Source organism: Rhodoferax sp. RT5P35, from assembly GCF_056521385.1.
This window is the reverse complement of sequence record NZ_JBWMAX010000007.1, coordinates 37,160-62,858: the sequence shown is the minus strand read 5'-3', so window position 1 is coordinate 62,858 and position 25,699 is coordinate 37,160. Positions and strand designations below refer to the sequence as shown.

Below are 25,699 nucleotides of genomic sequence, written 5' to 3'. Positions count from 1 at the left end.
AAATATAGCAACTATGCCGTAGCCCGCCGCAGCGTCTCCACCACCGGTCGGCGCAGCACATCGCGCAGCCCCCACCAGCCTGCCGCCAGCGCCAGCAAGGCACCGGCGATGGCCCCAAACAGCGGCACCCACAGCGAGCCGTGCCATTCAAACTCAAACACATAGCGGGTCAAGCCCCAGCCCACGGCCACAGCCACGATGCTGGCCAAGAAGCCCGCCAGCAGGCCCACGCCCGCCAGTTCGGCGCGCTGCACCTGGCGCAGCAGGCTACCGGGCGCGCCCAGGGCCCGCATGATGGCGAATTCGCGGGCGCGCTCTTCGCGGGTGGCGGTGATGGCAGCAAACAGCACCACCAGCCCGGCGGCCAGCGTGAAGCCAAACAAGAATTCCACCGCCCGGATCACCTGGTCCAGCACGCGCTGCAACTGGCCCAGGGTACTGCTGAGGTCCACTGCGGTGATGTTGGGAAACTGGCGTACCAGCTGGTTGTCAAAACCCTTGGTGGGCGGTGCCTTGAACGCGCCCAAGAAGGTCACCGGCACTTCGGCCATCTGGCCCACCGGATAGATGACGAAGAAGTTGGCCCGCATCGACCCCCAGTCCACCTTGCGCAGCGAGGTGATCTTGGCGTCAGACTGCACGCCGCCAATATCGAAGCGCAGGCTGTCGCCCATCTTCAGGTTCAGCGATTTGGCAATGCCCTCCTCCACGCTCACCGCCCCTTTTTCTTCAGGTGTCCAGGTGCCTGCCACCAGCGGGTTGTGCGGGGGCCGGGTGGCGCTGTAGGACAGGTTGAACTCGCGGTCCAGCAGGCGCTTGGCGCGGTCGTCCACATAGTTCTCGGGGGCCACTGCCTTGCCGTTGACGGCCACCAGACGGCCCCGGAACATGGGGTACCAGTCGTAGTTCTGCACGCCCGCCCTAGCTAGGTTTTGCCGGAAGTCTGCGGCCTGGTCGGGCATCACGTTGATGACGAAGCGGTTCGGTGCGTCGGGCGGCGTGGCCTGGCGCCAGCTCTGGATCAAATCGGTGCGCAGCAGCACCAGCAAAATCAGCGCCAGCAGGCCCACGGCCAATGCGCTGATCTGCACCACGGCGTAGGCCGGGCGGGCCGACACCTGGCGCGTGGCCAGCACCAGCCAGCGCGGGGCTGTGGTCTCGTTCACACTGCGGCGCAGCAGCTTTACCGCCACCCAGCCCAGGCCCGCAAACACCAGCACGGCGGCGGCAAAACCGCCCACGGCAATCAGGCCCAGCGTGATGTCGCTGCTGGCCGCCAGCAGCAGCGCGGCAAAGCCCAGCACCCCCAGGCCCAGCACGCCGATAGAGGTGGGCTTGAGGCCGCCCACATCGCGCCGGATCACCCGCAGCGGCGGCACGGAAGCCAGCTGCAGCACCGGCGGCAGTCCAAAGGCGAACAGCAGCGTCAGCCCCATACCCATGCCCAAAGCTACAGGCCACCAGGTGGCCGCGGGCAGGCTGGAATCGACCAAGCCCGCCAGCAGCAGCACGAACAGGGTGTGCACGCCATAGCCAATCGCCACGCCCAGCGCGCTGGCAAAGATGCCGACCAGCGCAAATTCCAGTGCGTAGCTCAGGGCGATGGTGCGCTGGCTCTGGCCGAGCACGCGCAGCATGGCGCAGTCGTCCAGGTGATTTGCCGCAAAGCCGCGTGCGGCCAGGGCCACGGCCACGGCGCTGAGCAGGGCCGACAGCAGGGCCACCAGGTTCAGGAACTTGTTAGCCCGGTCCAGGGTTTGGCGCATCTCGGGGCGGCCGGTTTCCAGCGACTCGATACGCACGCCACGGCTGTCGGGTTTTTTGATTTCTTCGGTGGCCCACTGCACGTAGCGCTGCACGGCGGGGTCGGTCCCTGCCACGGCGAAGCGATAGCTCACCCGGCTGGCGGGCTGGATGAGGCCGGTGGCGGCCATGTCGCTCTGGTTCACCATCACCCGTGGCGAAAACGACATGAAGCCGCCGCCCCGGTCGGGCTCCGTGACGATGGTCTGGGTGATGCGCAAACGGCTGTCGCCCAGCAGCAGGCTGTCGCCGATCTTCAGGTCCAGCGACTCCAGCAGCGACGGATCGACCCAGGCCGTGCCCGGAGCGGGAATCTCGCGCGTGGGGTGGGCAGCCTTTTCATCAGACACGTCGGCCACCTCGGCAATACGCAAGCTGCCGCGCAACGGGTAGCCCGGCACCACGGCTTTCAGCGCCACCAGCTTGCTAGCCCCGCCCTGGGCGTCGTCCGCCCGGCCCATGGTGGCCAGGGTCAGCGTGCCCACGGCCTGCAGGCCCTGCGCCTGGGCTTGCGCCAGGAACGCAGCGGGCGTCGGGTTGTCGCTGGAGACCACCGCGTCACCGCCCAGCAGTTGGCGGGCATCGCGCTGCAGGCCGCCTTGCAGGCGGTCGGCAAAAAAGCCCACGGCGCTGAGCGCGGCCACGGCCAAAGTCACGGCCACGATCAGCAAACGCAGCTCGCCAGAGCGCACATCGCGCCACAGCGTGCGCCAGGCCAGGGCGATAAAGGGAAAATTCAAAGTAGGCTCCAAAGCGAAAACAAGCCACCATTATTCCCGCGCGCCCGCCTCCCAGGCGTTCGCAAGGGCATACTAGCTGTCCAACAAAAAAACCGAGGCATCCCATGTGGCAACCCAGTACCCGCTACCCCGACCCGGCCATCACGGTGCTGGACCCGCGTTTCGAGGCCTACCACCTCTTCAACGCGGCGGTGGAACGCATTGCTACCGGCATGCGCTGGGCCGAGGGGCCGGTGTGGTTTGGCGACGGCCGCTACCTGCTGTGGAGCGACATCCCCAACAACCGCACCATGAAGTGGGAGGAACAGACCGGCGCAGTCAGCGTGTTCCGCCAGCCGTCCCACTTTGCCAACGGCCACACCCGCGACCGCCAGGGTCGCCTGGTGGGCTGCGAGCACGGCGGGAGGCGCGTGGTGCGCACCGAATACGACGGCAGCCTCACCGTGTTGGTCGACCAGTTCAACGGCAAGCCGCTGAACTCACCCAACGACGTGGTCGTCAAATCCGACGGCAGTGTGTGGTTCACCGACCCGCCCTTTGGCATCCTGGGCCACTACGAAGGCCACGCCGCAATGCCCGAGCAGCCCACCTGCGTCTACCGGCTCGACCCTGCCACAGGCCAGTGCACGGTGGTGACCGACGCGGTGGACCGGCCCAACGGCCTGTGCTTTTCGCCTGACGAGAGTTTGCTGTACGTGGTCGAATCCGGGGCTACGCCGCGGCGCATCCGGGTGTTTGGTGTGGAGAGTGGTGTGGACGGCACGCGGCTGACCCACGACAGCGTGTTCGTGACCTGCGCCGACGGTGAAAGCCCCGACGGCTTTCGCTGCGATGTAGACGGCAACCTGTGGGCCGGTTGGGGCGGCAAGGATGACAAAGAGGGCCGCGACGGCGTGATGGTCTTCGCCCCCGATGCCACCCCCATAGCCCACATCGCCCTGCCCGAGCGCTGCGCCAACCTGTGCTTCGGCGGCCCGGCACGCAATCGCCTGTTCATGGCGGCCAGCCAGTCGGTGTATGCGCTGTACGTCAACACCCAGGGTGTGGCCGGGGGTTAAGAGGTATTTTTTATATCTTTTAAGCTTCCAGCCCAAATTCTACATACACATATAGCTATTTTTTATATAGCAATATCAGCCGCCACTTTCAGCCGCCACCTGCCAAGCCTGGGCGTAGCCGAGTTGGCGCAGGGTATCTACCGCGCGCTGGCTGCGTTGGCCGCTGCGGCACACAAACACCAGGGGCACGGGAGGCCGGGCCAGCCAGGCGGGCAGATAACCGTCCAGGCGGCCCAGCGGCACGTTCAGCGCGGCCCGGCCACAGCCCAGCGGCTGGGGGTCGGCAGCGTGTTCCTGGGGTTCGCGTACATCCACCAGCACAGCGCTGGGGTGTTGTTGTAAAAAGTCAGCCCATTGGCTGGGTAGCAAGTGCATGGCCGGGTCGGCCTCCAGCGGCGGGCCACAGCGCCATGTTTCGGCGGTGGCGGCGCGGGCTTGTAGGGCGGCACCGCAGCCGGCGATGCGGGCGCAAGCCGCGTCGATAAACGCCGCGTCGGCCAGGGCACCGAACGACAGGCGCACCGCCGATGCAGCCTGCCAAGCGGGCACACCCATGGCCTGCAAGACATAGCTGGGTGCCACCTTCTTGGCCGAGCAGGCACTGCCCGCACTGACCTGCACGCCCACAGCGCCCAGGGCATCCACCACCACACCGCTGGGCAAGCCGGGCACCGAAAAATTCAAGGTGGTGGGCAGGGCATCGTCCACATTGGCATTAAAGATGATTTCGGGCCACACCGCATGCAGGCTCTTCACAAACAGCTCTTGAAACTGTAGCATTTGGGTGTGGCTGCTGAAACTGCCGCCGTCCTCCAGCGCCTGCAACACCGCGCCCAGCGCCGCAATGCCGACCATGTTCTCAGTGCCGGAGCGCAGACCATCTTCCTGCCCGCCCCCGGCCATCAGCGGGGTGAACGGCGCGCCGGGGCGCACGTACAGCAGGCCGATACCTTTGGGCGCGTACAGCTTGTGGCCGGAAAACGGCGCGTAGTCGATGCGGGTCTGCGCCAGGTGCAAAGGCAGCTTGCCCAAGGCCTGCACGCAGTCCACCAGCCAGTAAGCCTGGGGGGCCACATCCTGCAGCACGGCCTCGATGCCCGCCAGGTCCGACACCACGCCGGTCTCATTGTTGGCAGCCATGGTGCAGACCAGCGCGGCCTGCGGGGCCAGTGCACGCAAGGCGGCCAGATCGTGCCGCCCGCTGCGCTCTACCGGCAAGGCGTGCAGCGCCAGGTGCAAACCCAGCACCCGGTTCCAGTGCGCCAGGCTTTCGGGCACGGCTTTGTGCTCGGTAGCCCCGTACAACAGCAAGCTGCCCACCACTTCGCCCCGCGCCTGCCGGTCCCGCACGGCACACAGGGCCGACAGCACCGCCGTCTGTATGCCTTCGGTGGCACCGCTGGTGAACAGCACATCGCCCTCGCCCGCCCCCAGTACCCTGGCGGCACGGGCGCGCACGGCATCCACCAGTTGCCGGGCCTGCACGCCCGTGGCATGTGTACTGCTGGGGTTGCCAAACAGCGCACCCATAGCCTGCTGTGCAGCAGCCAGGGCGGCCGGCAACACGGGGGTGGTGGCGTTGCAATCAAGGTAGATGGTGGAGTTCATGGCGGTGAATCCTACCTAGCCGGCCAGGAATATGGATTCCAAAAATATTACAATGTGGCACTACAAAAGAATAAATAATCCATATATTTAAAATACGCAGCATGAATGAACTTGACCGCCTGGATTACGCCATTTTGGGCGCGCTGCAAATCGACGGCAGTCTGTCGATCGCCGCGCTGGCCGAACGTGTCGGCCTGTCCAGCACGCCCTGCTGGAAGCGCCTGAAACGCCTGGAAGATGCCGGGTACCTCACCGGCCGTGTGGCGCTGGTGGATAGGCACAAGGTGGGCCTGCCCATCACCGTGTTCGTCAGTATCCGCACGGCCCAGCACGACGAGAAATGGCTGGCCCAGTTTGCCGCCGCTGCATCCGCCCTGCCCGAGATCCAGGAGCTGCACCGCATGAGCGGCGACGTGGACTATTTGCTCAAAGTCGTAACCACCGACATCGGCGGTTACGATCGGTTCTACAAAAAGCTCATCCAGGCCGTGCCTTTGAGCGGCGTGTCCTCCGCCTTCTCCATGGAGCAAATCAAATCCACCACGGCCCTGCCGCTGGATTTGGTGGCCTTCGGTGCCACATCCAGCAGCAACAAAACCTAGAAAGAATTCCCATGGCCATCCAATGGTTCCCCGGTCACATGCACCTGACCAAAAAAGCCATCACCGAGCGCCTCAAAGAGACCGACGTGGTGATTGAGTTGCTGGACGCGCGCATGCCCGGCTCCAGCGCCAACCCCATGCTGGACGAGCTGATCGGCAGCACGCCCACCCTCAAAATCCTGAACAAGCAGGACATTGCCGACCCCGCCCGCACCGCCCTGTGGCTGGCGCATTACAACAGCCTGCCCGGCACCCGCGCCATTGCCCTGGATGCCAGCGAAACCGCGCCCTCCCAACGGCTCATTCCCGCCTGCCGCCTGCTGGCCCCGCTACGCGGCGGCATGGTCAAGCCCATGCGGGTGCTGATTTGCGGCGTGCCGAACGTGGGCAAGTCCACGCTGATCAACACCTTGAAGGGCAAGCGCGCCGCCAAAACCGGCGACGAGGCGGGCATCACCAAGCTGGAGCAGCGCATCGTGCTGGCCGACGACTTCTACGCCTATGACACGCCCGGCATGCTGTGGCCGCGCATCATCGTGGAGCAAAGTGGCTACCACCTGGCCGCCTGCGGCTCCATTGGGCGCAATGCGTTTGACGAGGAAGAAGTGGCGCTGGAGCTGCTGCTGATTTTGCAAAAGCACTACGCCGGGCAGGTGGAAGAGCGCTACAAGCTCGACCCCATCCTGGGCCTGACCGACATCGGCGTACTCACCGAGATCGCCCGTAAACGCGGCGGCCTGCTGGGCGGTGGCAAAGTCAACCTGCAAAAAGCCGCCGAAATTGTGCTCACCGAATTCCGCTCGGCCACGCTGGGCCGTGTGACGCTGGAAACCCCGGAAGAATTCGCCCAGTGGCTGGCCGTGGGCCTGGCGGCGGATGCCGCGCGGCAGGCCAAAAAAGACAACCGCAAAAACAAGAAACCCGCAGCCTCCGAGCCGGGATCCGAGTCCACCTAACCCAGATTCAGAGCATACACACCAAAAAGCCGCTGGGTTTGCACCCAGCGGCTTTTCTAGTTATTTGACTTTAAGCCAACCCGATCAGGCTGGCGTTCGATCAGAACGTGTGGCGAACACCCACAGCGTAGGTGGTGTTCTTAGCGATGGAGCTGGTAGGCGAAAGCAACTGCACAGCGTTAGCCAGTTTGTCGTAAGCCTTGGTGCTGACGCCACCACCGTACAGCGTCGTGCGCTTGCTCAGAGCGTACAGTGCTTGCACACCGAAACCGCTGGACTTGCCAAGGGTGTCACCCTTAGACTGAGCGTAGCCCGCGCTGATCGTCGCTGCGCCGATAGGCACGGCAACACTGACGTTGTATTCGTCTTGCGCAGCGAATGCACCACCACCCAAGATGGCAGGAGCGGTCACGTCTTTGTACTTGGCACGGTTGAAGCCCAGGCCCAGTTTAGCCACGCCGAAGTCGTAAGCTGCGCTGACCAAAGCATTTTCCAGAGCTGGCGATGTGGTCGCGGTCACAGAATTAGCAACTGCTTCAGACTGGTAACCAGCGGACACCAGCAGTGGGCCGTTAGCGTACTTGACGTTAGCAGAGAAGCTCTTGCTTGCGCTCACAGTGTTGGTCTTGTCTTCGCCCAGTGCATACATGGCAGAAGCAGTGAAGCCAGCCAGGTTAGGCGAGGTGTACTTGAAGCTGTTGTTAAAACGGGTGTTGTAACCAACCCAGCTGAACGTGCGGTTCAGGAAGGGGGCTGCACCAGCGACCGTACCTACAGCAGCGGCAGCTGTTGCGCTGTTACCGTTGTTGGTATTCGATGGATCAAACAGGTATTGGGCCATCATGGCGTGGTCAGCAGACACATCGTCGTAAGAGCTGGCATTGCGACCAATTTCCAGCTTACCGAAACCGCCAGCCAAGCCGACGTTGGCCTTACGGCCGAACAGCAGGCCGCCTTGTGCAGAAGCACCGCTATCCACAGCAAAACCGCTTTCCAGTTGGAAAATAGCAGCTAAACCGCCACCTAGGTCTTCGCTGCCCTTCATGCCCCAACGGCTACCGTTCAGGCCGCCGGAGTCTTGCTTGGTTTGCGTCAGGCTTTTGATGCTGGCGGGAGCTACAGGTGTAGTGGTTGCAGGAACCAATGCATTGGTCTTGAAAGAACCGACGTTGGCATCAATCAAACCATACAAGGTAACCGTGGATTGGGCCATGGCGGTGCCGGAAGCGGCAATAACAGCCAAGGCGATCAGGGATTTTTTCATTCAAGTAACTCCAAAGATTGAAAGATGTCGGGTTCGCAGTCTGGCTGCCACCTCAACGTTACTTCTGATTCAGAAGCTGCCGCGATTACAGCAGATGGTTTATAAATATTCGGTGAATAGCTTGTCACAAATCCGTATATGTTGAATTTAAACAACGGTTTTTGCCTGGGTAACAGCAACCACCCCTGCAGAATAACCAGTTCGTAACTTTAGCCGAAATCGTTACAACCAAGCGCTGTTTGTGTTGTAACTTTGCCAAAAAGACACACAGTAGATACTTAGCGTGGAGCGGCTTGGCGCTGGGCAAAGTGCAACTACACAGGGTTTCCCCCTGTCAAAAAAGTCGCGCAAGCGACCTACACCCCGCTGCAATTTGGCAACATGCAGGCTCACGCAATGTGGTGTGTGCAGCAAATTCACTATTTAAAATAGTTGTTTCACTGCGCAATTTTGAGAATAACTTTGGAGCAAGTATGAAGAAGATGACATTGGTTTCTGTCGCAGCGCTGGGCTGTCTGGCGGCCTCTACCACCATGGCACAAGAAGCCGCCAGCAGTGTCACGCTGTACGGCATTGCCGATGCGGGCATAAACCACGTTACCGGTTTGAAGCAAGGCACCGTCACCCAGCTGGCCAGCGGCATCATGGAAGGCTCGCGTTGGGGCATGAAGGGCAATGAAGAGCTGGGCGGCGGGTACAAGGCCATCTTCACGTTGGAAAGCCGGGTGGAGCTGGATACGGGTTCGGTGAGCAACCGTCCCGCCTCAGGTTCACAAGTGCCCGATCGCCTGAATACAGCCACCCTCATGGGCCTGCCTGCAGCATTTCAACCTGCAGTCACGGCCGTCGCAGGTAGCCTGGGCGCGCAGCTTGGCGTCAACCATATTGATAAGAATTTATTTGACCGCCAGGCCTACGTCGGCCTAATCACCCCGGTAGGTGCCATCACGGCGGGCCGCCAGTACACCCCTGGCTATTTGGCATCCGCGACCTTCGACTCCATGCACACCGAATCCAGTCTGGCGCTGGGCCAGCTGGTGTCGGTGCCCGTGTCATTCACGATCCGTACCAGCAACTCATTGCAATACGCCATCCAGACCAATGGCATTACCGCCACGGTGATGTACGCCATGGGCGAAGTCGCGGGAAATAACTCGGCCAACCGCCTGGTAGGCACCATGCTGACGTACAAAGGTGCGGGCTTCTCGGTCGGTGGTGGATACAACACCCAAAAGAACGAAGTAGGTCAAAAGTCCCTTACTAACGGCATTCTGGGCGCATCGGTTGATATCGGCCCTGGTACTTTAAGCACCATGTTTGCCACTATCAAAGACGACAATCCAGCGGGCGTGTCGGGCATTGCGACCTTGGTTGGTGGCGGAGCAGGTGTATTGGTACAAAACGCCTTCACCACAGCACTGAAGCAAAACGCCACCTTGGCCCACATCGGCTACCGCATGACCATGGGTGCCAACACCGTCACCGTGGCCTACAATACCATGAACGACAAAACCGCGTCCAATGCCGACCGTGACTCGTACGGAGTAGCGTATAGCTACGCGCTGTCCAAGCGAACCGACCTGAACGCCGTGTTGACCCGTTTCAACAACAAAAACAGTTCGCAACTGGCACCCGGCGGCAACGGCTTCCTGGGGGGTGTCACCGCATCTGCAGGCACCGATTCGACCAACGTCGCCTTTGGTATCCGCCACCGGTTCTGATCGGGCGGCCTGAATGGCCTCTCATAAAAAGTCCTCTTCCGTGGAGGACTTTTTTTTGGGCGACTGCAAGCGGGCGGGCTTGCTTTACAGTGGGCGGATGTCTTCATCCAGCCCACGCATGTCCTTGCCCCGCCTCCCTACCCTCGACCAGCTCTGCCGCGCGGCCGATACCGCACTGCGCACGGTATTCACCCAGCCCCACGCCAGCCGCAGTTGCCCGACAGTGCCTGAGCGTACGACCGAACTCAGTCCGGCCGACAAAGCCCATGCCGGTGCGCTGATGCGGGTCAACCACGTCGGTGAAGTGTGCGCCCAGGCCTTATACACCGCGCAGGCGCTGGTGACGAAAAGCCCCGCGCTGCGCAGCCATTTCCTGCACGCAGCTGCCGAAGAAACCGACCACCTGGCCTGGACGCGCCAGCGGCTGGACGAATTGGGCGCCCACCCCAGCGTGTTGAATCCCCTTTGGTACGCCGGGGCTTTTGGCCTGGGGCTGGCCGCCGGTCAATTCGGCGGTGACCGCTGGAGCCTGGGCTTTGTGGTGGAAACCGAAAACCAGGTCGCAACACATCTGCAAAGCCATCTGGAGCACCTGCCCGCCGACGACCACGCTTCACGGGCCATCGTGGTGCAAATGAAAGACGACGAAGAGCGCCACGCGCAGCAGGCTGCGCTAGCCGGTGCGCTGGATCTGCCCGCGCCCGTCAAAACCCTGATGACGCTGGCCGCCAAAGTGATGACCACCGTGGCGCACCGGATTTAAGCTGCTTCGACCAGGTCAAAACTGGTGGTGATCTCCGCCGTCTTGCCCAGCATGATGGTGGCCGAGCAGTATTTATCGTGGCTCATGGCGACGGCGCGCTCTACCGCCACGGCGGGAATGCCCTTGCCGGTCACGGTGAAATGCATGTTGATCTTGGTAAACACCTTGGGATCGACCTCGGCGCGCTCGGACACCAGCTTGACCGAGCAGCCGCGTACGTCGTGGCGGCCACGTTTCAAGATCAGCACCACGTCATAGGCGGTGCAACCACCGGTTCCCGCCAGCAGGGTTTCCATGGGGCGGGGGGCGAGGTTCTGGCCGCCGTTTTCGGGTTTGGCTGCGTCGGGCGCGCCGTCCATGGTCAAGGTGTGGCCGCTACCGGTTTCGGCCACAAAACCCATACCCGAACGGGTGCCCGCTGCGCCGGTCCAACTGACTGTGCATTCCATGCTGCTATCGCTTTCTTTAACAAATGACGAAAGAAAAGTCGGATTTTGCCCGTGATGCCTACTTGTTCACGTTTTTCGCCACACAACATGCTGCATCGCAACATCACTAAGGGAAAACGACTACAATAAATCATCGTAACAAAATTACCTTGTTACCCCGGTTGTCTCCTCCACCCTCTGAAAAGGTGGATTTAAGCCCCGAGTTTCACGACTCGGGGCTTTTTTTATGCCTTTTCCAAGACCTTTTGGCTGCCCCTTATCATCCAGGGCCCAGGAGAACACATGACAACCGCATCCGCCAAGGCTGAAAAATCCCCCAAGGCCTCCAAGCCGCTCACCCCCGCCGACTATCTAAAGAAGATTTTGACCGCCCGCGTCTACGACGTGGCGATTGAGACCGCGCTGGAACCCGCCCGCACCTTGAGCTTGCGGCTGAATAACACCGTGCTGCTCAAACGCGAAGACACACAGCCGGTGTTCAGCTTCAAACTGCGCGGTGCGTACAACAAGATGGCGCACCTGAGCCCAGCGCAGCTCAAGAAAGGCGTGATTTGCGCCTCGGCCGGTAACCACGCCCAGGGTGTGGCCATGAGTGCCCGCAAACTGGGTACCCGCGCGGTCATCGTCATGCCCACCACTACGCCCCAACTTAAAGTGGATGCCGTGGCGGCACTGGGCGGCGAAGTGGTGCTGTTTGGCGACAGCTACACCGATGCCTACAACCATTCCCTGCAACTGCAAAAAAAGCAGGGCCTGACCTTTGTGCACCCCTTCGACGACCCGGACGTGATCGCGGGCCAGGGCACGATTGCCATGGAAATCCTGCGCCAGCTGCAAAGCCTGGGCTCGCAGAAGCTGGATGCGGTGTTTGTGGCCATCGGCGGCGGCGGTTTGATCTCGGGCGTGGCCAACTACATCAAGGCGGTGCGGCCCGAGATCAAGGTGATCGGCGTGCAGACCGAAGATTCGGATGCCATGCTGCAGTCCGTCAAGGCCAAAAAGCGCGTCACCCTGGCCGACGTGGGCCTGTTTGCCGACGGCACCGCCGTCAAGCTGGTGGGCGAAGAAACCTTCCGCGTGGCGCGCGGCCTGGTGGACGACTACATCACCGTAGATACCGATGCCGTGTGTGCCGCCATCAAGGACGTGTTTGTCGACACCCGCAGCATCGTCGAGCCCTCGGGCGCGATGGCGGTGGCGGCCATGAAACAGTACGTGGCCACACACAAAACCAAGGGCGAGACCTACGCCGCCATTTTGTGCGGTGCCAACATGAACTTCGACCGCCTGCGCTTCGTAGCCGAGCGGGCCGAGGTGGGCGAGGAGCGCGAAGCCCTGTTTGCCGTCACCATCCCCGAAGAGCGCGGTAGCTTCAAGCGTTTTTGCGAAGCCATCGGCCAATTGCCCGGCGGCCCGCGCAATGTGACCGAGTTCAACTACCGCATCAGCGATGCGGCCAAGCGCAACACCGCCCACGTGTTCGTCGGGCTCACCACCACGGCCAAAGGCGAATCCCAAAAGATTGCTGCCAACTTCAGCAAGCAAGGCTTCCAGACACTGGACCTGACCCACAACGAGTTGGCCAAGGAACACATCCGCCACATGGTGGGCGGACAGTCGGCATTGGCGCAGGACGAGCGCCTGCTCAGCTTTGTCTTTCCGGAGCGGCCCGGCGCGCTGATGAAATTCCTGAGCCTGGTGCGTCCCGGCTGGAACATCAGCTTGTTCCACTACCGCAACCAGGGCGCGGACTATGGCCGCATCCTGGTCGGTCTGCAGGTGCCCAAGGCCGATGCCAAGACCTTCGACAAGTTTCTGGCTACGTTGGACTACCCCTGCGTCGAAGAAACCCTAAATCCGGTTTACCGGCTGTTCCTGCAAAGCTAAGCACGAACCCATGGACGGTGTTCGCCACTACCTGCTAGCCGTCCAGTTCTTCACCCGTATCCCGGTGACCGGGCGGCTGGCGGTCTGGGTGGGCTACAGCCCGGCCATGCTGCGGGCTAGCGCGGCGCATTTGCCCGGCGTGGGCTGGCTGGTGGCGCTGGTGGCCTGCACGGTGGCGGCAGTGAGCGGCACGCTGCTGCACGGGCGGCCCGGCAGCGCGCTGGTGACGGCGGTGCTGTGCACCATTGCCACCGTGATGCTCACCGGCGGCTTCCACGAAGACGGCCTGGCCGACGTGGCCGATGGACTGGGCGGCTTCGTTCCGCGCGGGCGGGCGCTGGAGATCATGAAGGACTCGCGCGTCGGCGCGTTTGGCGCCATGGCGCTGGTGCTGGCGCTGACCGCCAAGATCGCCTTGCTGGCCCTGCTGGACGCGAGCAGCGGCACGGCCTTGCTGGCGGCGCTGGTGGGTGGGCACGTGTGGTCGCGCTTTTGCCCGCTGGTGCTGGTGCGTCTGCTGCCGCACGTGGGCGACACCGCCACGTCCAAGAGCAAGCCGCTGGCAGACCAGATCAGCCGCCGCGCGCTGGGCGTTGCGTTTTTATGGTGTTTTATGCCGCTAGCGCTGGTTGCATATGCACAAGCAGCTCCTTTTTTAATAGCAGGCATGCTGGCCAGCGGGTTGGCACTGGCCTGGATGGGCCGGATGTTCCAGCGGCGACTGCAGGGCTTTACCGGCGACTGCCTTGGTGCCACGCAGCAGGTCTGCGAGATTGCGTTCTACCTGGGTGCGGCAATCGCTTTATGACACTTTGGCTGGCCCGGCACGCTCTGCCGCTGGTGGAGCCCGGCGTGTGCTACGGCGCGCTGGATGTAGCGGCAGATGCGCAGGCTACCCTGGCGGCGGCGCACACACTGGCAGCCACACTGCCTCCGGGTATTGCCGTTAATAGCTCACCGCTACAAAGATGTGAGCAGCTAGCGCAGGCGCTATCTACGCTAAGACCCGATTTAACTCCTATTTTTGACCCCCGCCTGCGCGAAATGGATTTTGGCCACTGGGAGGGCTTGCGCTGGGATGCCATCGGCCAGCCCGCACTGGAGGCCTGGACGGCTGACTTTGCTCGGCACCGGCCTGGCGGCGGTGAATCGGTGCAAATGTTCATGCAGCGGGTAGCGGCGGCCTGGGATGCTGTGGGCACGCAGCCCGCGCTGTGGATTACGCACGCAGGGGTGGCGCGCGCCTGCACGCTGCTGGCAGCGGGCAGCCGCGAGATCCACCGTGCCGACCAGTGGCCGCACGCGGCGCCCGGCTACGGCGAATGGCTTATTTTCGAACCGGCAATTCCAACGCGAATGCCGCCGGACCTTCCAGGCTGTTAGCCAATTCGGCACGGCGCGGGCCGACGGATTGCAGCAGCAAGCCGCCGTCCACCACACTGCCCACCCGGAAAGGCTTGGGCGGCTTGCCATCAACCGCAATCAGGGCTGCGCCCCCGTGGCCCTGGCCGGCAATCACGCCCGACAACACAAACCGGGTCGAGGGATTCACCAGCGCCACCGCCGCCACACCCTGCGGCACGGCACCCAGTACACGGGCGACAGCCGCAGTGTCGATGGGCGCACGGGTCTGCGTGGACACGGCGGTCTGCGGGCCGGCCGCATCGGCGGTGGACTTCAGCCCCCAGTACGCCGCGCTGGCCAACGCCAAAGCCCAGACCACAAAAGTCACCAGCCGGGGTGCCCAGCGTGCTGCAAGGGAATAAGATGTGTTTAGTAACATGGATTGATTATCATCGCTGCCCATGACGACACCACAATCCGCTTTTCGCCGCCTGCAAGCAGGCTTTACCCTGATCGAACTGATGGTGGTGCTGGTCATCATCGGCGTGCTGGCCGCGCTGATCGTGCCCAATGTGCTGGAGCGTGCCGACGACGCCCGCGCCACCGCCGCCAAGACCGACGTAAACAATCTGGTCCAGGCCCTGAAGCTATACAAGCTGGACAACCAGCGCTACCCCACCGCCGAACAGGGCCTGCAGGCCCTGGTCACCAAGCCCACCACCAACCCCATTCCCCCCAACTGGAAGCCCTACGTCGAGAAGCTTCCCAACGACCCCTGGAGCCGCCCCTACCAGTACCTGAACCCCGGCGTGCAAGGCGAGATCGACGTGATGTCCTTCGGTGCCGACGGCGTGGCCGGTGGTGAAGGCAAGAATGCCGATATCGGCAGTTGGCAATAATCTGGCCCCCCGGCTTGTCACTGCGTGTACTACGCCACCCCCCGAGGGGGAGGCGCGGCTCGCCTTGGGGCGGCCCGGCGCTGCGGCGTTGAACCCCGCTCAAAAGGGCTTCACGCTGCTGGAGCTGTTGGTCGTCGTGGCCATCATCGCAATCGCCAGCGCAGGTGTCGCTTTCGCCCTTCGCGACAACAGCCAGACCCTGCTGGAGCGCGATGCCGCCCGGCTGGCGGCGCTGTTCGAGTCGGCCCGCGCCCAATCGCGGGCCATTGGCGTGCCGGTGCGTTGGAGGCCCACGCCCGAGGGTTTTGCCTTTGACGGCCTGCCTGGTACTGGTTCCGGTGCCCTGCCTAACCGCTGGCTGGGCACCGACACCGTGGCGCGCAATAGCGCCCCCTTGCTGCTCGGCCCCGAGCCGGTGATTGGCCGCCAGGAGGTCGTTTTGCAATCCGTCAGCCAGCCCAGCCAGGCCCTGCGCATCGCCACCGACGGCGCACGGCCTTTTACGGTACAGAGCGTGCAAGCGGTCACTCCATGAAGACCCGCGGCTTTACTTTGATCGAAGTGCTGGTGGCCCTGGCCATCGTTTCAATCGCGCTGATCGCCGGGCTGCAGGCTACCCAGGCGCTGACCACCAACGCCACCCGCCAGACCAATGTGCTGTTGGCCCATCTGTGCGCCGAGAACCAGCTCATCGCAATGCGCCTGTCGGCCCAAATGCCCAGCGTGGGCGACAGCACCCAGCAGTGTGAGCAGTCCGGCCACGTCTACGAGGTGCGCCTGAACGTGCTGCCCACGCCCAACCCGAGCTTTCGGCGGGTGGACGCACAGGTGTTCGATGGCACATCGCCCATCCTTCGCCTCTCCACCATAGTCGGGCGGTTTTGATGCAGCGCCAAAAAGGCTTCACCCTGGTCGAGCTATTGGTAGCACTGATGGTGATGGCGCTGCTGGCGGTGCTGAGCTGGCGCGGGCTGGACGGCATGACCCGGGCGCAAAGCCAGACCCAGCAGCGCGCCGACGAAGTGCTGACCCTGCAAGCCGGGCTGAGCCAATGGACGGCGGACCTGGACGCGCTGCTGGAGCAGCCCATGACCAACGCCCTCGACTGGGACGGGCGCGGTCTGCGCCTCACCCGGCGCAGCAGCGACCCGCAGGCCACCGGCCCGCTGGTGGTGGCCTGGACGCGCCGCACGGTGGACGGCACCGACCAGTGGTTACGCTGGCAGTCGCCCCAGGTCCATAGCCGCGCCGAGCTGGCCCAAGCCTGGAGTAACGCCGCGCTGTGGGCGCAAAACCCCAGCAACGAGTCCAAGCGTGCCGAAGTCGCACTGACCCCGCTGGCCGATTGGCGCATTTTTTATTACCGCGACGGGGCCTGGAGCAACCCGCTGTCCAGCAGCGCCACAGCCCCCGCTCCCGCAAACCCAGGGTTACCCGCCGACGCCAGCATCCCTGCAGGTGTGCGCCTGGTGCTGACCCTGCCGCCTGGCCAGGCACTGGCCGGGGTGATCACACACGACTGGATCCGGCCCACATGGGGTGGTGGAAAGTCATGATGGTTCATATATATAAAAAATCGGCTTCTAGCGCATATTCCACCTATGCAAGAAGCTCTCAATTAAATAGCAATCATCGCCAAGGGGGTGCCGCCCTGTTGATGGCCATGTTGACCGTCACGCTGGTCGCGACCCTGGCCGCGGCCTCGCTGTGGCAGCAGTGGCGCAGCGTAGAAGTGGAGGCGGCAGAGCGCCAGCGCGTGCAGTCCACCTGGATTTTGACTGGCGCGCTCGACTGGGCACGGCTAATCCTGCGCGAAGACGCGATCTCGGGCACCACCGACTACCTGGGCGAACCCTGGGCCGTACCGCTGCAGGAATCCCGCCTGTCCACCTTCTTGGCAGCCGACCGCAACAACACCGGCGGCATCGACAGTGACGAGCAGGTGGACGCATTTTTGTCCGGCCAGATCACCGACATGCAGTCGCGCCTGAACATTACCAACCTGGTGCAAGACGGCAAGATCTCTGCGGTCTCTCTGGCCTCCTTTAACCGCCTGTTTGAACTGCTGAACCTGCCGCCGCTGGAACTCACCCTGCTCAGCACCGAGCTGCCATTGGCAATGGACACCCGCAATGCCAGAAACACAGATACCACCGTACCCCTGCTGCCGAAAAATGCATCGCAACTGGGCTGGCTGGGCCTGTCGCCCGGCACCGTGGCAGCCCTGCAGCCCTACGTGACCGTGCTACCGGTACCCACGCCCGTCAACCTCAACACCGCCAGCGCCCAGGTGCTGGTGGCCAGCGTGCCTAACCTGAGCATGGCCCAAGCCCAGAAACTGGTGGCCGCGCGGGCCAGCAAATACTTTCGTAGCCCCGCCGATGCCAATGACATTCTGAACCAACCCACCATCGTCTTCAACAGCACCGAACACGGCGTGGCGACCAACTATTTCGAAGTATTGGGTCGCCTGCGCATGGGCACCACCACCGTGCTGGAACGCTCGCTGGTAAGACGCGAAAACAGAATTGTGACCACCGTCCAGCGCGAGCGTGCGGTCGCCGATCCTGTCGGCCAAGCTCCCCCCTGAAGTCTGCATGCCACTACATACAATGGTTGACCCTTTACGTCGCACATGAGCACCCTGATCGTCCTACTTTCCCTAGAGTCTGCCAACGGCATGCTCGACTACGTGCTTACCTCTGACGGACGCAGTGCAGGCACCCACGACCGCGCTCCCGCCGCCATGCTGCCACGCAGCACGGAGCTGGTGGCCATGGTACCCGCACAGGCTTTGTCGTGGCACCAGGTTACCCTGCCCAAAGGCAGCCTGAAACCGGGCACGCTCGGCGGAGCCACGGACTCGCCCCGGCTGCGCGCCGTGCTCGAAGGCCTGTTGGAAGACCGACTGCTGGAAGAACCTGCCGAGCTGCACTTTGCACTGCAGCCCGCCGCTCCCGCAGAAGGCCCGGTGTGGGTGGCGGCCTGCAACCGTGCCTGGCTGCGCGCCGCACTGGCCGTGCTGGAAGCCGCCAAGCGCCCGGTGGCCCGCATCGTGCCCGAATGTGCCCCCGACGGCCTGCGCCTGCAGGTGCTGGGCACCCCCGACCAGGCCCAACTGCTCAGCACCAGCCTGCACGGTGTCAGCCTGCTGCCACTGAATGCCGCCACGCTGGCCATGGCCCAGGCCGCCCACGCGGAACCGGTGGAGCTGGTGGCCGAACCTGCCGTAGCCGCGCTGGCCGAGCAACTGGCGCAGCGCCCGGTAACCCTGCAACAGGCCTCGGAACGCTGGCTGGCATCGGCCCGCGGGCGCTGGGACCTGGCGCAATTCGACCTGAGCAACTCCACCCGCAGCCGCGCCTGGAAAGGCCTGGCCGCACAGGCCACCGTCTGGCTGCAGGCACCCCAATGGCGGGCTGCGCGCTGGGGCCTGGCCCTGCTGCTGCTGGCCCAGATCGTCGGCCTGAACGCCTGGGCCTGGAAGGAAAGCAACAGCCTGCGAGCCAAACGCAACGCCTTGGCGCAAACGCTGACACAGACCTTCCCCGGCGTGAAAGTGGTGGTGGATGCGCCAGTGCAAATGACCCGGGAGCTGGCGCTGCTGCGCCAGACTGCCGGGGCCACCTCGGCCCGCGACCTGGAGGCCATGCTCAGCGTGCTGGGCAGCGTTCTGCCGCCCGGGCAAGCAGCCACCGCGCTGGACTTTGCCCCTGGCGAAGCCCGGCTTAAAGGCCTGCCGACCAGCAATGGCACGGGCAGCGACACAGCCACCGCTGAAAGCCTGCGCGCCCAGGGCTACAGCCTGCGTTTTGAGGGCAACCTGTCCATCCTGCAACCCATTGCGCCATCGGCCACCGGAGCCGCCCCATGAAGCTGCCAGCATCCATCCGCCCCCATTGGGACAGCCTGGCCCCGCGTGAGCGCCGCAGCGTGCAGGCCGCGTTGGTCCTGGTTGCCGCAGCCCTGCTGTGGTGGGTGGGCATCGGCCCGGCCCTGCACACCCTGAACGCCGCCGATGCCCAGCACCGCAGCCTGGACGCCCAACTGCAAACCATGCACAGCCTGCAGGCCGAAGCCCAGGCGCTGCAAGCCCAGCCCAAGCTCAGCTTTGACGATGCCCTCCGGGCGGTCGAACTGGCGGTCAAGGCGGAACTGGGCGGCAGCGGCCAGCTCAACGTCACCGGCGAACGCGTCACCGTGAGCCTGAAAAACACCCCGGCCGACGCGCTGGCCCGCTGGCTGGCGCAGGTGCGCATCAACGCCCGCGCCCTGCCCACCGAGGCCCGCCTGGTGCGCAGCACCGCCACCGCGAACGCCAGCATGGCCAGCTGGGACGGCTCGCTGGTGCTGACCCTGCCCAGTAATCGCTGATGCGCCGCTCGATCACCCGCTCCGCCAACACCGTGGCAAACACCCCCTGGCGCTGGGCCTGGGCGGGCGGCCTGCTCGGCCTGGCCCTGGCTGTGCTGCTGTGCGCCCCGGCGCGCTGGCTGGCCGCAGGTGTGGCCCAGGCCAGCCAAGGCCATGTCCAACTGGCCGACCCGCGGGGCACGGTGTGGAACGGCTCGGCCCAATTGGTATTGGCCGGGGGCGAAGGCAGCCGTGACAGCACCGCCCTGCCCGAACGCCTGCATTGGCAAATCCGCCCTGGCTGGAACGGGTTGCGCACCGCACTGCAGGCCGACTGCTGCATGGCCCAGCCCCTGCAACTGCACGCCATACCCCACTGGGGCGGTGCGCAACTGGCGCTGACCGACAGCCAATCGCACTGGCCTGCGCCCTTGTTGGCCGGCCTGGGCGCGCCCTGGAACACGCTGCAACCCGAGGGCACATTGACCCTGAGCACCCAGGCCTTGGTGTTGGACTGGAATGCCGGTCGCATGGTGCTGGCAGGCCAGGCGCGGCTGGAAGCCACCGACATGGCATCCCGCCTGTCCACCCTGAAACCCATGGGTAGCTACCGGCTGACGCTGACCGGCGGCAGCCCTACCACCCTGCAACTCGAAACCCTGGGCGGCAGCCTGCAGCTCATCGGCAGCGGCCAGTGGGTGGGCGCACGGCTGCGCTTTGAAGGCATGGCCACCGCCGCACCGGACCGGGTGGATGCCTTGTCCAATCTTCTCAATATCATCGGGCGGCGCGATGGCGCGCGCGCCACCATCAAAGTAGGCTAACGGTATGCAAAAGTCTTCCTCACAGCATTTTTCGCGCGCTATTATTTCAATAGCTGCTTGCGCACTTTGTACCTGCGGTACAGCCCTTTTTTCTATAAATGCCCAGGCCCAGGCACCGGTGATCGCCCCGAAGCGCGGCGAGCCGGTGACGCTGAACTTCGCCAATGCCGAAATCGAGTCCGTGGCCCGCACCATGGCCGTCATCACCGGGCGCAACGTGGTGGTGGACCCGCGCGTCAAGGGCACCATGACCCTGAGCACCGACCACGCGGTGTCGCCCGCTGTGGCCTACAGCCAGTTTTTGTCGGCCTTGCGGCTGCAGGGCTTTACCGTGGTGGAATCTGCCGGGCTGGACAAGATCGTGCCCGAGGCCGATGCCAAGCTGCAGCCTGGCCCGGTGACTGTGGGCGAGAACAATGCTGCCGTGGGCAGCCAGATCGTCACCCAGATATTCAAGCTGAACTACGAAAACGCCGCCAACCTGGTGCCGGTGCTGCGCCCGCTGATCAGCCCCAACAACACCATCAACCTGAACCCCGGCAACAATTCGCTGGTCATCACCGACTACGCCGACAACCTGCGCCGCATCGGCCGCATCATCGCGGCAATGGACGTGTCCAACGCCACCGATGTCGAGATCATTCCGCTCAAGTACGCAATTGCCGGTGACCTGGTGCCGCTGCTGACCAAGCTGGTCGAATCCGGCAGCAGCAGTGGGGTGGCTCCGGCTGCCGGGCAGACCGACAGCGCGTTCAAAACCACCATGCTGGCCGAGCCGCGCAGCAATGCCGTGATCCTGCGCGCTGCGAATCCGGCCCGGGTGTCGCTGGTCAGGTCGCTGATTGCCAAGCTGGACCAGCCGACCATGAGCGGCACCAACGGCGACGCAGGCAACATCTACGTGGTGTACCTGAAAAACGCCGATGCCACCAAGCTGGCCACTACTCTGCGGGCGGCCATGAGCGGCGAGGCCAGGGGCAGCACCGGCAGTTCCGGCGGCAGCAGTTCGGGCAACACCGCCAACCCGCTCAGCAGCCTGAGCCCGACCAGCAGCGCGTCCACCGGCAGCTCTACCAGCAGTGCCAGCACCTCCGCCCTCAGCGGCACCACCAGCAACCAGCCGTCCACCGGCGGCCAGATCCAGGCCGACCCTTCCACCAATTCGCTGATCATCACCGCGCCCGAACCCCAGTACCGCCAGTTGCGCGCCGTCATCGACAAGCTCGATGGCCGCCGCGCCCAGGTGCTGGTGGAGAGCCTGATTGTGGAAGTCAACAGCGACAAAGCGGCCGAGTTTGGCATCCAATGGCAAGGCGTGCTGGGCAGCGTCGGCCTGGGCACCAACTTCGGCAGCGGCAGCAGCAACCTGGCGACGTTGGCCACCAGCATTGCCTCTGGCAGCACCAGCACCGTACTCAGCAAGGGACTGAACCTGGGCGTGGCCACCAAGATCGGCGGTACCTACGTGCTGGGCGCGCTGGCCCGGCTGATGGACCAAACCGGCACCGGCAACGTGCTGTCCACCCCCAATCTGCTCACACTGGACAACGAAGAAGCCAAGATCGTCATCGGCCAGAACGTGCCGTTTGTCACCGGCACCTACACCAGCACCAGCTCCACCACCACCGCCAACCCGTTCCAGACCATCGAGCGCAAGGACGTAGGCCTCACCTTGCGCGTGCGCCCGCAGATCAACGAAAACGGCACGGTGAAGATGGCCATCTACCAGGAAGTCTCCAGCGTGGACGCGTCCACCAAGAGCAACAGCAACGGCCCCACCACCAACAAGCGCTCCATCGAATCCAATGTGCTGGTGGACGACGGCTCCATCGTGGTGCTGGGCGGTCTGCTGCAAGACACCTATGCAGGCAGTATCGAGAAAGTGCCGCTGCTGGGTGACCTGCCCTACCTGGGCAACTTCTTCAAAAGCGAAAGCCGCAGCCGCACCAAGACCAATTTGATGGTGTTTTTACGCCCGATTGTGGTCCGTGACGCGGACACCAGTGACACCCTGGCCTCGGACCGTTACGACATGATGCGGGTGCAGCAACAGGGCATGAAGCCCACCCCGCACCCCATGCTGTCGGCCGTGCCCTCGGCCAATGAAATGCCCGAACTACCGACCACGGGCGAACGCAAAGCCAACGTGCCCCAACCACTAACCACCCTGCCCACGGCATCGGCCCCATGACCGGCCCCTTAACCGGCTCCATCACCGGCTCCTGACCCATGCGCCACCCCCTGCCCTACGCCTTCGCCCGCACCCAGCAACTGCTGCTGGAGGACAACCTGGGCGATTTCACCCTGTGGCTACACCCGGCCAGCGCCCCGTCGGCCTTGAGCGAGGTCATGCGCAAATACCCCGTGCGCCAAATAGAAACCCTGGCCCTGGATGCCCTGCTGCAGCGCATCAGCGCCGCCTACGCCCAGGGCGAATCCAGCGCCGCGTCGGTAGTCAGCGAGGTCGAGAGCGATGCCGACCTTTCGCGCATGATGCAAGAGCTGCCCGCGGTCGAGGACTTGCTGGAAATGAGCGACGACGCGCCCATCATCCGCATGCTCAACGCCCTGCTGACCCAGGCCGCGCGCGACGGGGCCAGCGACATCCACATCGAACCGTATGAACGCCATTCCAGCGTGCGCTTTCGGGTGGACGGCACGCTGCGCGAGGTGGTGCAACCCAACCGCGCCCTGCACGCCGCCCTGATCTCGCGGCTGAAGATCATGGCCGACCTGGATATCTCTGAAAAACGCCTGCCACAGGACGGCCGCATCAGCCTGCGCATCGGCACCCGGGCCGTGGACGTGCGCGTCAGCACCCTGCCCAGCGCCCATGGCGAGCGCGCCGTGCTGCGCCTGCTGGACAAAAGCGGGGCTAAGCTCACGCTGGAGGCTGTGGGTATGCAGGGCGAAGTGCTGGACCAGCTGCAAAACCTGATCAACCAGCCGCACGGCATCATTCTGGTGACCGGCCCCACCGGATCCGGAAAAACCACCACGCTGTACGCCGCCCTGAGCCGCCTGGATGCCAGCACCAGCAACATCATGACGGTGGAAGACCCGATCGAATACGAGCTGCCCGGCGTGGGCCAAACCCAGGTCAACGCCAAGATCGACCTCAGCTTCGCCAAGGCCCTGCGCGCCATCCTGCGCCAAGACCCGGACGTGATCATGATCGGCGAAATCCGCGACTTCGAAACCGCGCAAATCGCCATCCAGGCATCGCTCACCGGCCATCTGGTACTGGCCACCCTGCACACCAACGATGCGGCCAGCGCGGTGAACCGGCTGATCGATATGGGCGTGGAACCGTTTTTGCTCAGCTCCACCCTGCTCGGCGTGCTGGCCCAGCGCCTGGTGCGCAAGCTGTGCCCGGTCTGCATGGGTAAAAACTGCGACAAATGCAACCAGACCGGCTACCTGGGCCGCACCGGCATCTTCGAGCTGCTGGTCACCAACGATGCCATCCAGGCGCAAATCCACAACCGCGCCAGCGAGGCCGACATCCGCGCCGCCGCCCGCACCGCCGGCATGGCCCTGATGCGCGAGGACGGCGAGCGGCTGGTGCAGGCGGCCATCACCTCGCGTGAAGAGTTGTTACGTGTGACGCGGGACTAAATCAACTTAAAATAAGACGAAATTTCGTCTATTTACCCCACAGGAACGTCCATGGATGCCCTACTTTCACGCCACAGCATTGGCATTTCAGACTTACGCGAAGCCCCTGCGCGGGCTTTTGAGCAGGCGGGCGATGAGGCCGTGGTGGTGCTCAACCACAACCGGCCCGCAGGTTACATCGTGTCCAACCAACTCATGGCGCACATCCTGGACCAGCTAGCCGACCGTGCCGTCGCCGACAAAGCCCGCCAGCGCAGCACCAGCCTGCACCTGGCCCGCAAAACCAGCCTTGATGCCCTTTGAGCTGGCCATCCATCCGGAAGCCGAGGCCGAATGGGCGCGTCTGGACGAAAGCGTCAAGCGCCGCTTCAAGCAAAAACTGCTTAAAGACCGGCTTGTACAGCCCCGCGTCGCCAAAGATGCATTGCACGGCCTGCCCGACTTTTACAAAATCAAAACCACCACCCCGCACTTCCGCCTGGCCTACCACGTCAACGATGCGGAGCAGTTGCTCACCATCGTCGCCATCAGCAACCGCGACGATGTCTACCTCTTGCTGCGAAGCCGCCAAAGCTAAACCCCATGCCCGCTTATTCCTTCGAAGCCCTTGACAGCCAAGGCCAGACCCGCAAGGGCGTGATGGAAGCTGACACGGCCAAGGCTGCGCGCGGCCTGCTGCGCGCGCAGGCGCTGGTGCCGCTGGCGGTGGAGCCGGTGAATGCCAGTGGCCACCAAGGTGGCAAAGGCCTGCGCACCACTTTGTTTGAAAGCCGGGTCTTCAACTCCACTGGCTTGGCCATCTGGACCCGGCAGGTGGCCGGACTGGTATCCAGTGGCCTGCCGCTGGAGCGGGCGCTCACCGCGCTGACCGACGAGGCCGAAGACGAGCGCCAGCGCAACCTGCTGGCCTCGCTGCGCGCCGAGGTGAATGCGGGTGCCAGCTTTGCCAAGGCGCTGGGCCAGCATCCGCGCGAGTTCTCGCCCATTTTTGTCGCGGTGATTGGCGCGGGCGAGCAAAGCGGCAGTCTGGGTCTGGTGCTGGAGCGCCTGGCCGACGACCTGGAGGAGCGCCAGGCGCTGCAGTCCAAGCTGATCGGCGCGGCCCTCTACCCGGCCATCGTCACCCTGGTGGCGATTGCCATCGTGCTGTTTCTGGTGGGCTATGTGGTGCCGCAGGTGGCCAATGTGTTTGCCGGGAGCAAACGCGCCCTGCCCTTTCTCACGGTGGCCATGCTGGCCATCAGCGATGTGGTGCGCAACTACGGCTGGGCGATGTTGATTGCTATTATTTTAATAGCTATCAGCGCACGCGCTGCATACGCCAACACCTTATTGCGCCAAAAAATCGATGCCGGCTTTTTGAAGCTGCCCCTGCTCGGCCCGCTGGCCCGGGGCTACAACGCGGCGCGGTTTTCCGGCACGCTAGCGATGCTGGCCTCGGCAGGCGTGCCGATCTTAAAAGCCCTGCAGGCCGCGGCCGAAACCTTGAACAACACCGCCATGCGCGCCGATGCGCTGGATGCCCTGGTGCTGGTGCGCGAAGGCGCGCCGCTGGCCTCGGCCCTGGCGCAAAAGAAACGCTTTCCCGGCCTGCTGGCCATGTTTGCCCGGCTGGGCGAGCAAACCGGCCAGTTGCCGGTGATGCTGCAGCGCGCCGCCGTGCAGCTCAGCACCGAGGTACAGCGCCGCGCCATGGCCCTGGCGACGATTCTGGAGCCGCTGCTGATCGTGGCCATGGGGCTAGTGGTGATGCTGATCGTGCTGGCGGTCCTCATGCCGATTATTCAATTGAACCAATTCGCGAAATAGC

At 63.9% G+C, this 25,699-nt stretch carries 26 protein-coding genes; 21 read left to right on the top strand and 5 right to left on the bottom strand.

Going from position 1 to position 25,699, the window contains the following annotated elements; genetic code table 11:
- Positions 1 to 11: 11 nt before the first annotated feature.
- Positions 12 to 2,543, bottom strand: coding sequence for an ABC transporter permease (locus AC097L_RS12600; RefSeq protein ID WP_479586781.1), 2,532 nt, complete (start codon positions 2,541 to 2,543; stop codon positions 12 to 14).
- 104 nt (positions 2,544 to 2,647) lie between these two features.
- Between AC097L_RS12600 and AC097L_RS12595 the strand changes: the two genes are divergently transcribed.
- Positions 2,648 to 3,601: an SMP-30/gluconolactonase/LRE family protein gene (locus AC097L_RS12595; protein WP_479586780.1), complete on the top strand. Its 954-nt coding sequence runs from the start codon at positions 2,648 to 2,650 to the stop codon at positions 3,599 to 3,601.
- Positions 3,602 to 3,676: 75 nt separating this feature from the next.
- Here the strand turns inward: AC097L_RS12595 and AC097L_RS12590 are convergent, their stop codons facing one another.
- On the bottom strand, positions 3,677 to 5,209 hold the full coding sequence (locus AC097L_RS12590) for an aminotransferase class V-fold PLP-dependent enzyme (protein WP_479586779.1): 1,533 nt from the start codon (positions 5,207 to 5,209) through the stop codon (positions 3,677 to 3,679).
- A 101-nt stretch (positions 5,210 to 5,310) separates the two neighbouring features.
- Here AC097L_RS12590 and AC097L_RS12585 point away from each other — a divergent pair, with 101 nt between their 5' ends.
- Entirely contained in the window at positions 5,311 to 5,811 is a 501-nt protein-coding gene (locus AC097L_RS12585) for an Lrp/AsnC family transcriptional regulator (protein ID WP_479586778.1), read from the top strand.
- Positions 5,812 to 5,822: 11 nt separating this feature from the next.
- Complete coding sequence (gene ylqF, locus AC097L_RS12580) at positions 5,823 to 6,767, top strand: ribosome biogenesis GTPase YlqF (protein ID WP_479586777.1); 945 nt, start codon at positions 5,823 to 5,825, stop codon at positions 6,765 to 6,767.
- A 100-nt stretch (positions 6,768 to 6,867) separates the two neighbouring features.
- On the opposite strand, the gene AC097L_RS12575 is transcribed toward ylqF, so the two are convergent.
- On the bottom strand, positions 6,868 to 8,031 hold the full coding sequence (locus tag AC097L_RS12575; RefSeq protein WP_479586776.1) for a porin: 1,164 nt from the start codon (positions 8,029 to 8,031) through the stop codon (positions 6,868 to 6,870).
- 473 nt (positions 8,032 to 8,504) lie between these two features.
- Between AC097L_RS12575 and AC097L_RS12570 the strand changes: the two genes are divergently transcribed.
- The gene (locus tag AC097L_RS12570; RefSeq protein ID WP_479586775.1) at positions 8,505 to 9,752 is read left to right on the top strand and encodes a porin; all 1,248 of its coding nucleotides are present in this window, start codon (positions 8,505 to 8,507) and stop codon (positions 9,750 to 9,752) included.
- A gap of 118 nt (positions 9,753 to 9,870) precedes the next feature.
- Positions 9,871 to 10,515 carry a 2-polyprenyl-3-methyl-6-methoxy-1,4-benzoquinone monooxygenase gene (gene coq7 / locus AC097L_RS12565; protein ID WP_479586774.1) on the top strand — a complete coding sequence of 215 codons (645 nt, stop codon included), beginning with the start codon at positions 9,871 to 9,873 and terminating at the stop codon, positions 10,513 to 10,515.
- Here the strand turns inward: coq7 and AC097L_RS12560 are convergent.
- Positions 10,512 to 10,964 carry an OsmC family protein gene (locus AC097L_RS12560; protein ID WP_479586773.1) on the bottom strand — a complete coding sequence of 151 codons (453 nt, stop codon included), beginning with the start codon at positions 10,962 to 10,964 and terminating at the stop codon, positions 10,512 to 10,514. The genes coq7 and AC097L_RS12560 overlap by 4 nt on opposite strands.
- A gap of 282 nt (positions 10,965 to 11,246) precedes the next feature.
- Here AC097L_RS12560 and ilvA point away from each other — a divergent pair, with 282 nt between their 5' ends.
- From ilvA to AC097L_RS12545, 3 genes are read left to right on the top strand one after another with little or no spacing between them, the layout of a single operon-like run.
- Complete coding sequence (ilvA, locus tag AC097L_RS12555) at positions 11,247 to 12,851, top strand: threonine ammonia-lyase, biosynthetic (protein ID WP_479586772.1); 1,605 nt, start codon at positions 11,247 to 11,249, stop codon at positions 12,849 to 12,851.
- 10 nt (positions 12,852 to 12,861) lie between these two features.
- Complete coding sequence (locus AC097L_RS12550; RefSeq protein ID WP_479586771.1) at positions 12,862 to 13,659, top strand: adenosylcobinamide-GDP ribazoletransferase; 798 nt, start codon at positions 12,862 to 12,864, stop codon at positions 13,657 to 13,659.
- Complete coding sequence (locus AC097L_RS12545; RefSeq protein ID WP_479586770.1) at positions 13,656 to 14,234, top strand: histidine phosphatase family protein; 579 nt, start codon at positions 13,656 to 13,658, stop codon at positions 14,232 to 14,234. Before AC097L_RS12550 ends, AC097L_RS12545 begins: the two co-directional genes overlap by 4 nt.
- Here AC097L_RS12545 and AC097L_RS12540 read toward each other — a convergent pair.
- Positions 14,179 to 14,634, bottom strand: coding sequence for a type II secretion system protein N (locus AC097L_RS12540; RefSeq protein WP_479586769.1), 456 nt, complete (start codon positions 14,632 to 14,634; stop codon positions 14,179 to 14,181). The two genes, AC097L_RS12545 and AC097L_RS12540, sit on opposite strands and share 56 nt — an antisense overlap.
- A 22-nt stretch (positions 14,635 to 14,656) precedes the next feature.
- Between AC097L_RS12540 and gspG the strand changes: the two genes are divergently transcribed.
- From gspG to gspF, 13 genes are all read left to right on the top strand, one after another.
- Positions 14,657 to 15,094, top strand: coding sequence for a type II secretion system major pseudopilin GspG (gene gspG, locus AC097L_RS12535; RefSeq protein ID WP_479586768.1), 438 nt, complete (start codon positions 14,657 to 14,659; stop codon positions 15,092 to 15,094).
- 88 nt (positions 15,095 to 15,182) lie between these two features.
- Positions 15,183 to 15,629 (top strand): prepilin-type N-terminal cleavage/methylation domain-containing protein, encoded by a 447-nt coding sequence (locus AC097L_RS12530; RefSeq protein ID WP_479586767.1) that lies wholly within the window; start codon positions 15,183 to 15,185, stop codon positions 15,627 to 15,629.
- Positions 15,626 to 15,979 carry a type II secretion system minor pseudopilin GspI gene (gene gspI / locus AC097L_RS12525; protein ID WP_479586766.1) on the top strand — a complete coding sequence of 118 codons (354 nt, stop codon included), beginning with the start codon at positions 15,626 to 15,628 and terminating at the stop codon, positions 15,977 to 15,979. Before AC097L_RS12530 ends, gspI begins: the two co-directional genes overlap by 4 nt.
- Positions 15,979 to 16,650: a PulJ/GspJ family protein gene (locus tag AC097L_RS12520; protein ID WP_479586765.1), complete on the top strand. Its 672-nt coding sequence runs from the start codon at positions 15,979 to 15,981 to the stop codon at positions 16,648 to 16,650. Before gspI ends, AC097L_RS12520 begins: the two co-directional genes overlap by 1 nt.
- The gene (gspK, locus tag AC097L_RS12515; protein WP_479586764.1) at positions 16,629 to 17,684 is read left to right on the top strand and encodes a type II secretion system minor pseudopilin GspK; all 1,056 of its coding nucleotides are present in this window, start codon (positions 16,629 to 16,631) and stop codon (positions 17,682 to 17,684) included. The genes AC097L_RS12520 and gspK overlap by 22 nt, the downstream gene beginning before the upstream one ends.
- 45 nt (positions 17,685 to 17,729) lie before the next feature.
- Positions 17,730 to 18,968, top strand: a complete 1,239-nt coding sequence (gene gspL / locus AC097L_RS12510; RefSeq protein WP_479586763.1) for a type II secretion system protein GspL — start codon at positions 17,730 to 17,732, stop codon at positions 18,966 to 18,968.
- Positions 18,965 to 19,468 (top strand): type II secretion system protein GspM, encoded by a 504-nt coding sequence (gene gspM, locus AC097L_RS12505; protein WP_479586762.1) that lies wholly within the window; start codon positions 18,965 to 18,967, stop codon positions 19,466 to 19,468. The genes gspL and gspM overlap by 4 nt, the downstream gene beginning before the upstream one ends.
- Positions 19,468 to 20,271 (top strand): type II secretion system protein N, encoded by an 804-nt coding sequence (gene gspN / locus AC097L_RS12500; RefSeq protein ID WP_479586761.1) that lies wholly within the window; start codon positions 19,468 to 19,470, stop codon positions 20,269 to 20,271. The genes gspM and gspN overlap by 1 nt, the downstream gene beginning before the upstream one ends.
- A gap of 4 nt (positions 20,272 to 20,275) precedes the next feature.
- Positions 20,276 to 22,462, top strand: coding sequence for a type II secretion system secretin GspD (gspD, locus tag AC097L_RS12495; protein WP_479586760.1), 2,187 nt, complete (start codon positions 20,276 to 20,278; stop codon positions 22,460 to 22,462).
- Positions 22,463 to 22,500: 38 nt separating this feature from the next.
- The gene (locus tag AC097L_RS12490; RefSeq protein ID WP_479586759.1) at positions 22,501 to 23,889 is read left to right on the top strand and encodes a GspE/PulE family protein; all 1,389 of its coding nucleotides are present in this window, start codon (positions 22,501 to 22,503) and stop codon (positions 23,887 to 23,889) included.
- A 51-nt stretch (positions 23,890 to 23,940) separates the two neighbouring features.
- On the top strand, positions 23,941 to 24,192 hold the full coding sequence (locus AC097L_RS12485; RefSeq protein ID WP_479586758.1) for a type II toxin-antitoxin system Phd/YefM family antitoxin: 252 nt from the start codon (positions 23,941 to 23,943) through the stop codon (positions 24,190 to 24,192).
- Complete coding sequence (locus AC097L_RS12480) at positions 24,182 to 24,466, top strand: type II toxin-antitoxin system RelE family toxin (RefSeq protein WP_479586757.1); 285 nt, start codon at positions 24,182 to 24,184, stop codon at positions 24,464 to 24,466. The genes AC097L_RS12485 and AC097L_RS12480 overlap by 11 nt, the downstream gene beginning before the upstream one ends.
- A gap of 5 nt (positions 24,467 to 24,471) precedes the next feature.
- Positions 24,472 to 25,698 (top strand): type II secretion system inner membrane protein GspF, encoded by a 1,227-nt coding sequence (gspF, locus tag AC097L_RS12475; protein ID WP_479586756.1) that lies wholly within the window; start codon positions 24,472 to 24,474, stop codon positions 25,696 to 25,698.
- Position 25,699: the final 1 nt, after the last annotated feature.